The 6,704-nt window shown below is 61.7% G+C and carries 7 protein-coding genes; 4 read left to right on the top strand and 3 right to left on the bottom strand.

The genetic code is table 11. From position 1 onward, the window contains the following. The 3 genes from EN994_RS02795 to EN994_RS35905 all read right to left on the bottom strand — a co-directional run. Positions 1-667: Nramp family divalent metal transporter (locus EN994_RS02795; RefSeq protein ID WP_164745796.1), on the bottom strand; the 667-nt coding region annotated here is incomplete at its 3' end. 249 nt (positions 668-916) lie between these two features. Continuing rightward, positions 917-1,174 carry a hypothetical protein gene (locus EN994_RS35910; RefSeq protein ID WP_245465981.1) on the bottom strand — a complete coding sequence of 86 codons (258 nt, stop codon included), beginning with the start codon at positions 1,172-1,174 and terminating at the stop codon, positions 917-919. Positions 1,175-1,177: 3 nt separating this feature from the next. Next, positions 1,178-1,507, bottom strand: coding sequence for a LysE family translocator (locus EN994_RS35905; RefSeq protein ID WP_281040796.1), 330 nt, complete (start codon positions 1,505-1,507; stop codon positions 1,178-1,180). Positions 1,508-1,729: 222 nt separating this feature from the next. Here EN994_RS35905 and EN994_RS02785 point away from each other — a divergent pair, with 222 nt between their 5' ends. The 4 genes from EN994_RS02785 to coxB form a co-directional block, all read left to right on the top strand. After that, entirely contained in the window at positions 1,730-2,740 is a 1,011-nt protein-coding gene (locus EN994_RS02785; protein WP_027164032.1) for an ATP-dependent DNA ligase, read from the top strand. Positions 2,741-2,846: 106 nt separating this feature from the next. Continuing rightward, positions 2,847-4,601, top strand: a complete 1,755-nt coding sequence (locus tag EN994_RS02780; protein WP_063170143.1) for a thiamine pyrophosphate-dependent enzyme — start codon at positions 2,847-2,849, stop codon at positions 4,599-4,601. Positions 4,602-4,695: 94 nt separating this feature from the next. Continuing rightward, the gene (locus tag EN994_RS02775) at positions 4,696-5,577 is read left to right on the top strand and encodes a cytochrome c oxidase assembly protein (RefSeq protein ID WP_063170471.1); all 882 of its coding nucleotides are present in this window, start codon (positions 4,696-4,698) and stop codon (positions 5,575-5,577) included. Between the two features lie 185 nt (positions 5,578-5,762). After that, on the top strand, positions 5,763-6,704 hold a 942-nt coding region (gene coxB, locus EN994_RS35635), incomplete at its 3' end, for a cytochrome c oxidase subunit II (RefSeq protein WP_206530368.1).

Genomic DNA, 6,704 nt, shown 5'->3' with positions numbered 1-6,704 from the left:
CCTCCACCTCCTGATTGGACTGCCACGTGTAAAGGTATGCGGAGAGAGTGGTCCCGACGATGGCGACGAGGATGGACAGGTACTCTCGGCTGAACTCGATTTGTGGCAACAGCGTGCCACGCAGGATGGAAGCGGCATCCGGTTTGGCAAGCACCGCGGAGACCACATAGGCAAGCAGAGCCAGAGCCAGCCACCGGAACACATTTCGGATCAATTTGTACGATCCGAGCACCTGCAGGGCAAAAATGACGACCGCAACGGCAGTGACGACCAACGGAGCAGGCAGCGGAACGAACAGCACAATAGCCGCCGACATGGCGCCAAGGTCGGCGGCTGCCTCGATCGTGTTGCCAATCAGCACGCCCACCAGCACGGACCATAGCAGCCAACGCGGATAGAGGTCCGATATGACCTGGAAAAGCCCGCGACCCGAAACCTGGCCAAGTTTGGATGAAAGGTAGACGACGAGATACATCATCGGCAGCGTGACAGGTGCCGTCCACAGCAGGTCGGGGCCGAACCGCGCTCCGGCGCTGGCGTAGGTACCGATGGCCGAGCAGTCGTCATCGGCCGCGCCGGTGATCAGGCCAAGCCCAAGAGCCCGAACGACGTCGCCCCCTTTTCGCCTGCTTTCCCTTTGGCCAGCATTCTCAGGCGGCTTGTTCATTGAAGGCGCGTCTTTACCGAGGCCACGCAAGAAATCATGACGAACATTCCAATCGGATGGCGATGAAGCGTTGCAGCTGCATTGAGATCGAGGTTCGAACCTCCGGTCAGGTTTTTTGTTCCTGGACACGGTCCCGGCCCGCAACGGCGGCGGAGCCGAACGTCAAAGCGAATGCTCCGTCCCCCTGAAGAAGACAATGCTTGTGTCGAAGCCAATCCTTCAGGCGACGTGGCAAGCTATTTCTTCAAGTCAGCGGCTCGTACTGCCGCCGATCACCATCCGCACGCCGAGGCCGATAATGAGACAGCCGGCGAGCCGCTGCTGCCAAAGCCTTGCGCGAGGGTGCCGCATGACCCATGCGCCGACCGCGCCCGATGCCAAGGCGTAGGCTCCCAGCACCAGCACACCGGTTATCTTCTGTGTTGCGCCAAGCAGCACCAGTTGCAACGTGACGGAGCCCCTATGCGGGTCGACAAATTGCGGCAGGAACGCAACCATGAACATCAAAGGCTAGGGATTGCTCAGATTGGCGATCATTCCTTCCCGGGCGGCGGCGAGCGGCCGCAGGGCCTTGATGTCACCTGTGGGAATGGTTGCCGAGGCTGAAAGCAGCAGCCGGAAACCCAGCCACATGATATAGGCCGCCCCGGCCCATCGAAGCAGATTGAACGCCACCGGCGAGGCGTGGACAAGCGAAGACAGGCCGAATGCAATCAGCGGAAGCTGCACCAGTCCGGCGCCCAGCGTCATGCCGAGTACCGTGAACAACGCCACGCCGCGCCCGTGTCCGATGCCGCGGGCCATCACCAGCATGCTGTCGGGGCCTGGCGGCACCTGCATCAGAATGACGGTTCCGACAAAAGCTGTCCACAATGAGAGGTCGATGGGCATCTCCTTTCGCGCCGCCGATGACATCAAAGCGGCCAGCCGTCACCGGGTTCCGGCGGCAAATGAAAATGTCCATCGTGAAGAACCTCCATGAACCCGTCAGATGGAACGCGGTGCAGTCCTGGAAGTTGAAAAGCCGGAGCCGTTCCTGAACCGGTTTTGGAGGCCTGATCCGTGCATGAACCGATAAACGCCTTCCCGCTCCCGCTGGATACGTCTCCGATGGAGGCCAGGCTTGCCGATGCAATCCCAAGGGATGGGAACCGCTGGCAGTACGAGCCTAAATGGGACGGATTCCGCTGCCTTGCTTTCAAGAGCGACGACACCGTTGACCTGCGCGCCAAATCCGGCAAGCCGCTCGGCCGCTATTTTCCGGAAATCACGGAGATCCTGCGTGACCTCAAGCGCGGGCATTTCGTCATCGACGGCGAGATTGTCATCGAGGTGGACGGTGAGCTTTCCTTCGAGGCGCTGCAGATGCGTCTTCACCCGGCACAAAGCAGAATCCGCAAACTGAGTTCGCAGACGCCTGCCAGTCTGATCCTCTTCGACATGCTTGCCAGGCCGGGCGGCGAGGTCATCACCGGCAAACCACTTGTCGAAAGGCGGCGAGCGATCGAGGACTTCGTGACCTCCTCGAACAGTCCGGATCTTCGCCTGTCGAAGTGCACTTATGATGCAGCGACGGCGGCTCGATGGCTGAACGGGGCCGGCCATGCATCGACCGACGGCATCGTGGCCAAAGTGCTCGACGAGCATTATCTGTGCGGCGAACGTGCGATGGTGAAGGTAAAGCCGAGGCGCACCGCCGATTGCGTTGTCGGCGGTTTCCGCTATCTCGCGGGTAGCCGTGAGGTCGGCTCACTGCTCCTCGGCCTCTACAATGACGACGGCAAGCTCGATCACGTCGGCTTCACGTCGACCATCGCCAGGACCGACAGAGGAGCGCTCACGCGCCGGCTGGAAGGGCTGCGGTCAGAGCCCGGATTCACCGGCAAGGCGCCCGGCGGCCCGAGCCGCTGGAGCACGGAGCGCAGCGGACAATGGGAGCCTTTGGAACCTGAACTGGTGGTGGAGGTCCGCTTCGACCACGTCACCGGCAATCGGTTTCGCCATGGCACCAAACTGCTGCGCTGGCGCCCCGACAAGGCGCCACGGCAATGCACGTTCGAGCAGATCGAATAAACCGCCCCAGGAAGATCGCCCCAGAAACCTGTCACGATTTATTGCGACGAAGGAACCAACTCGGGATTCACCGGTTCGGACACCATCCACCCGGAGCTACCCTGACATGCCGAATGCAGCAGAAATTCTGATCGACACACTCGTCGCCTGGGACGTGGAGGTGGTGTTCGGCTTGCCGGGAGACGGCATAAACGGGGTCATGGAAGCGTTGCGGACGCGGCGCGACAAAATTGCCTTCGTTCAGGTCCGGCATGAAGAGTCGGCTGCCTTCATGGCATGTGCATATGCCAAGTGGACAGGAAAGCTGGGCGTGTGCCTTGCGACGTCCGGCCCCGGCGGAACACATCTTCTGACCGGCCTCTATGACGCCAAGCTCGACCAGGCTCCGGTGCTGGCGATTACGGGCATGCAGTTCCACGATCTGATCGAGACGTTCACGCAACAGGATGTCGATCTGACGCGCGTGTTCAACGATGTCTCCGTTTATAACGCCCATGTTGCCGATGCCGCGCATATGGAAAACGTCGCCAGCCTTGCCTGCCGAACGGCGCTGGCGCGCAAGGGCGTCGCCCATCTTTCGATTGCCAGCGACATCCAGGAGCAGGAGCGTGATCCGTCGAAGCGCTCCAAGCGCAATCGCCCGGCGCACACGCCGCAGGATATGTTCGCCGGTCACAGCGTACCGCTGGACGTTGAGCTCGACAAAGCCGCCGCCATTCTCAATGACGCTTCGCGGGTTGCGATCTTGGCCGGGCGCGGCGCCATCGGCGCGGCCGCCGAACTCGAACACACGGCGCGCCTGCTGCAGGCGCCTGTCGCGAAGGCTTTGCTGGGCAAGGCGGTGCTGCCGGACGACCATCCCTACACCACCGGCGGGATCGGCATTCTTGGAACCCTGGCTTCGCAAGAGGCGATGGAGAACTGTGACGCGGTGCTGATTGTCGGTTCGACCTTCCCCTACATCGAATACTACCCGCAGCCCGGACAGGCCCGTGGCGTCCAGATCGACTGCGATGCGCAACGGATCGGCTTGCGCTTTCCGGTCGAGGCCGGCCTCGTCGGCGACGCGGCCGAGACATTGCGCGCGCTCAACCAGCGCCTGACGCAAAAGCCCTCCGATGAATTCCTGCGCCGTTCCCAGGAGACCATGAGAAAATGGCGCGAGATGATGCGGCAGTCGGAAGACATGCAGGCGCAACCATTGAAGCCACAAGCGATTGCCCGGGCGTTCGGACAAAGATTGGCGGACGACACAGTGCTGGCCACGGATTCCGGTCAGAATACGGAGCTGGCCGCCCGCCATGTCGATCTTCGCAGCGGCCAGGCATTTGGGGTGTCCGGATCGCTGGCGTCGATGGCTTGCGGTCTGGCCTACGCCATCGCTGCCGGCATAGCGTTTCCCGGTCGACCGATTGCCGCCATCGTCGGCGATGGCGGCTTTGCCATGCAGCTCGGCGAATTCTCGACGGCGGTGCGCTACAAGATCCCGCTCAAGGTTCTGGTGATCAAGAACAACATGCTCAATCAGATCGCCTGGGAGCAGATGATGTTTCTGGGCAACCCGCAATTCGGTTGCGAATTGCAGCCGATCGATTTTGCCAAGGCGGCAGAAGCAATGGGCGCAAAGGGTTTTCGCATCGAGCGGGCCGATCAGATCGAGACGGTTCTCGACCAGGCTTTCGCCACGCAAGGCCCTGTCGTGATCGAAGCGCTGGTAGATGCCTATGAGCCGCTGATGCCGCCCAAAATGCCGGCAGACTACGCCAAGAACTTCCGCCAGGCCCTGCCGCGGACGCCGGGACACGAACGCATAGAAGAAAATATCGCCCGTGAGCCGGCGAAATCGATGATGGATGCCTAGAGGCGGCGCAGGGAGGTGGAACAGCGCGCCTCAGTGGCTTCATTCTGAATCTTTCCAGATGAACCCGCGCTCTTCCGGGTGACGGATGCGGATCATGAGCTTCGACGCGCTCTTTTCGACCTCGATTTGCTATGGCAACGGCGCTCCGCAGGCTGGTTGGACTCTGGCGCTACCCATCACATTGCCACTGGCGGCAATCCTTTTGCTGTATGTTGCCGGCGCTGGCCGGCTGTGGCGACGGAGCGGACGTGGACGTCGCTTGCGATCGCGGCAGGCCTTGCTGTTTGCTGCCGGCTGGTCCGTCCTGGCGTTCGCCTTTGTAAGCCCGATCCATGCATTGAGCGAACATGTGTTTGCGGCGCACATGATCGAGCACGAATTGCTGATGGCGGTCGCAGCGCCTCTGCTGGTTGCCTCCCGCCCGACGGCGGCGATGATGTGGGCCCTGCCGGTACAGCTGCGCCAGATATTCGGAGTGGCTGGACATGCAAATGCGCTTCGGGCGGTCTGGGCGTTCATCAGCCGTCCTGTGGTCGCGACCGTCCTGCACGGAGCCGCGATATGGATCTGGCATGTCCCGGCGCTGTTCGAGGCTGCCCTCCAGCAGGGCTTCCTGCACTATGCCCAGCACGCGAGTTTCCTCGGTAGCGGGCTTTTGTTCTGGTGGGTGCTGCTGCCTCGCCTTGGCCGCGAGCAGGCTTGCGGCAATGCCGTGATGCATCTTTTCTTCACCTCCCTCCACACCGGGCTGCTCGGGGTGTTGCTCGTCGTCTCGCCCAGGCTGTGGTATCCGGATAATGCGATCGGCTCGGATTTATGGGGGCTCAACCCGCTCGAGGACCAGCAACTTGCAGGCTTGATCATGTGGATTCCCGCCGGCCTGATCTATGGCGGAGCCGCACTGCTCCTGGTCGCTTTCTGGATTCAAACGAGCAGTCCGCGGCAACAGGCTTTCCAGCAGTTGCGCATCGTCTAACCCGCACCGCTTCGCGTCGGTTTTCAGCCGGGGGGTGTTGCCAAGCATCCTTTTTCAGTCAGCCGCGTTATGGCCTTGGCAACGATGGTGGATCCTTCATGGCGAGGTGCATGAGTCCGTTGGCCAGCTCTCGCAGGCTGACACGACCGCGAATGTCGCTTGCCCCCACATGTCCTAGGCAAATCTTGCCTGGCACCGTTCAGGGAACGGCCGCGCAACGGCGTTTGAGGGCGATCAGCGCAGCGCCGATATTGGCCTTGGCAGGATGCGGCGACAAGCAATCGGCCCTCCATGCACACGGTGCGAATGCCCGGAGAATCCTTGATCTGATCTGGTCTTTCAGCGCAATCGCAGTGGCCACGTGGCTGCTTGTCATGTTGATCCTGGCGGCAGCGCTTTTGCGTCGTCGCCTGTCCGAGACAACGCGCTCGCCGCTCGAGATCGATTCTCGTCAGGAGCGCCGATTTACCCGCGCTGTCGGCAGCGCCATTGCGTTGACCGTTCTGGTGCTCGTCATGATGACGATAGCGAGTTTTTTCGCCGGCAAATCCATTGCTTCGCTGAGTGGAACGGAAACGCTTGCCGTGCGCATCACCGGGCACCAATGGTGGTGGGAGGTCCGGTATCCCGGAGATGATCGGTCCCAATCGATCGTCACGGCAAATGAAATCCATGTCCCGGTTGGCGAACCGGTCAAGGTCGAACTCGATTCGCTCGATGTCATTCATAGCTTCTGGGTGCCGAACCTTGCCGGCAAGCGCGATCTCATTCCGGGCCGGCCGAGTGAGCTCACACTCGTCGCCGATAAGCCCGGCATCTATCGTGGCCAGTGTGCCGAATTCTGCGGCTATCAGCACGCCCATATGGCCATCACCGTCATCGCGGAAAGCCGCGAAGCGTTCGAAGCATGGCAATCCAGGCAAAACGCCGTCGCATCCGCGCCTGGCGGCGACGAAGAGCGCCGCGGCCAACAGGCATTTCTGTCCACCGGCTGTGCGCTCTGCCACACGATAAGAGGCACGCCTGCCAGCGGAACGGTGGGACCTGACCTAACTCATCTCGCCAGCCGACGCGCACTGGCCGCGGATACGCTCGCCATGACCCCTGGCGCGCTCGCCGCCTGGATC

This window comes from Mesorhizobium sp. M7A.F.Ca.CA.002.09.1.1 (assembly GCF_003998555.1).
Taxonomy (GTDB): Bacteria; Pseudomonadota; Alphaproteobacteria; order Rhizobiales; family Rhizobiaceae; genus Mesorhizobium; species Mesorhizobium ciceri.
The sequence above is the reverse complement of the archived record's forward strand: the minus strand, read 5'-3'. Positions and strand labels throughout refer to the sequence as shown.

Excerpts from the sequence above, each read along its gene's own strand:
- EN994_RS35905 (WP_281040796.1), bottom strand. The coding sequence starts at position 1,507 with ATGCAGGTGCCGCCAGGCCCCGACAGCATGCTGGTGATGGCCCGCGGC.
- EN994_RS02775 (WP_063170471.1), top strand. The coding sequence starts at position 4,696 with ATGAGCTTCGACGCGCTCTTTTCGACCTCGATTTGCTATGGCAACGGC.
- EN994_RS02780 (WP_063170143.1), top strand. The coding sequence starts at position 2,847 with ATGCCGAATGCAGCAGAAATTCTGATCGACACACTCGTCGCCTGGGAC.